This window comes from Streptomyces sp. ActVer, from assembly GCF_027270795.1.
Classification (GTDB): Bacteria; Actinomycetota; Actinomycetes; order Streptomycetales; family Streptomycetaceae; genus Streptomyces; species Streptomyces umbrinus_A.
Window position 1 is genome coordinate 1 of sequence record NZ_JAPWHT010000832.1, and the last position, 1,903, is coordinate 1,903.

The 1,903-nt window shown below is 69.5% G+C and carries 1 protein-coding gene; it reads left to right on the forward strand.

Annotation, left to right across the window (positions count from 1 at the left end):
• The coding region (locus tag O3Q52_RS52570; protein WP_269655466.1) for an amino acid adenylation domain-containing protein at positions 1 to 1,903 on the forward strand (1,903 nt) is incomplete at both ends.

Genomic DNA, 1,903 nt, shown 5'->3' on the forward strand with positions numbered 1-1,903 from the left:
CGCCCTGCAGAACAACGCCCCGGCCGTCCTCGACCTGCCCGGCATCCACACCGAACCCCTGCCCGCCGGCAAACCGGTGGCCAAGTTCGACTTGTCCTTCGCCCTGGCCGAGGCCTTCCACACCGACACCGACACCGACACCGGTGCCGAGACGGGTACGGGCAGCGGTGATCGCCCGGCCGGTCTGTACGGCGGTATCGACTACGCCCTCGACCTGTTCGACGCCGAAACGGTGGAGACACTGGCCGAACGGTTCGTCCGCGTCCTGGACACCGTCACCGCCAACCCTCACCAGCACATCGACGCCATTGAGGTAATGGACCCGGGGGAGCGGCACCGGGTCCTGGTGGAGTGGAACGACACCGCCCGGGAGGTGCCCGTGGCGACGCTGCCGGAGCTGTTCCAGGCCCAGGCCGCCCGCACCCCCGACGCGACCGCCGTGGTCTTCGCCGGCGACGAGGTGACCTACGCCGAGCTCAACGAGCGTGCCAATCGCCTCGCCCGGCTGCTGATCGATCGCGGGGTGGGGTCCGAGTCGCCGGTCGCGGTCATGGCGCACCGCTCGGCCGACCTCGTCGTCGCCTTCCTCGCGGTGACGAAGGCGGGCGGCGCCTACCTGCCCATCGACCCCGACTATCCCGCCGAGCGGATCACCTATCTGCTCACTGACGCCCGGCCCCTCCTGGTGCTCACGAGCGCGGATCTGGTTTCCCGTCTCACCGACAGCCACCCGCCCTATGTGGCCGTCGACGATCCCCGGACCATCGCCGCGCTCAAGGGTTTCGAGGACAGCGACCCCACTGACGCCGAGCGCCGTACCGTCCTGCTGCCTGCCCACTCCGCGTATGTCATCTACACCTCGGGGTCCACCGGGCGGCCGAAGGGTGTGGCCATCACTCATCAGGGTCTGCCGAGTCTGGTTGCGGCGCAGGCGGAGGAGTTCGGGGTCTCAGCAGGGAGCCGGGTGTTGCAGTTCGCCTCGGCGAGTTTCGATGCGGCGGTCTGGGAGATGGTGATGGCCTTGTGCAACGGGGCCTGCCTCGTGTCGGGTGCGTCGCACGACGTGCTGCCGGGCCAGGCGCTCGTCCGCCTGGTCGCGGAGCGTTCGGTCACACACGCCACCTTGCCCTCCGCCGCCCTGGCTCTCATGGAACCGGACAGCCTGCCGTCGATCACGACCCTCATCACCGCCGGCGAGGCTCTCGGCCAGAACCTGGTGGCCCGCTGGGCCGACGGACGGCGTCTCATCAACGCCTACGGACCGACGGAATCCACCGTCTGCGCCACCACCACCAACCCCCTGTCCGCCGACGACCCCACCACACCGCCCATCGGCACGCCCATCGTCAACACCCGTGTCTACGTGCTGGACTCGGCTCTTCGGCCGGTTCCGCCGGGAGTGGCGGGTGAGCTGTATCTCGCTGGCGCGGGCCTGGCCCGAGGCTATCTCGATCGGCCGGGGCTGACGGCGGAGCGGTTCGTCGCCAACCCCTTCACCCGGGGTGAGCGGATGTACCGCACCGGCGACCTTGCGAAGTGGCGACCGGACGGTGTCCTGGACTTCCTGGGCCGTTCGGATGATCAGGTGAAGGTCCGGGGTTTCCGGATCGAGTTGGGTGAGGTCGAGGCCGCGCTGACTGCGCACCCGTCCGTGGCTCAGGCAGCGGTGATGGTGCGTGAGGACCGCCCCGGGGACAAACGCCTGGTCGGCTACCTCGTCCGGGCGAGCGGTCCGGAGGGTGGGGACATCGCTGTCGTACGTAGGCATCTGGAGAGTGTGTTGCCGGAGTACATGGTGCCGTCCGCGTTGGTGGTGCTGGATGCGTTGCCGTTGACGGTGAACGGCAAGCTGGACCGTAGGGCCCTGCCGGCTCCGGACTACCTGGCGGCCGACCGTGGCCGG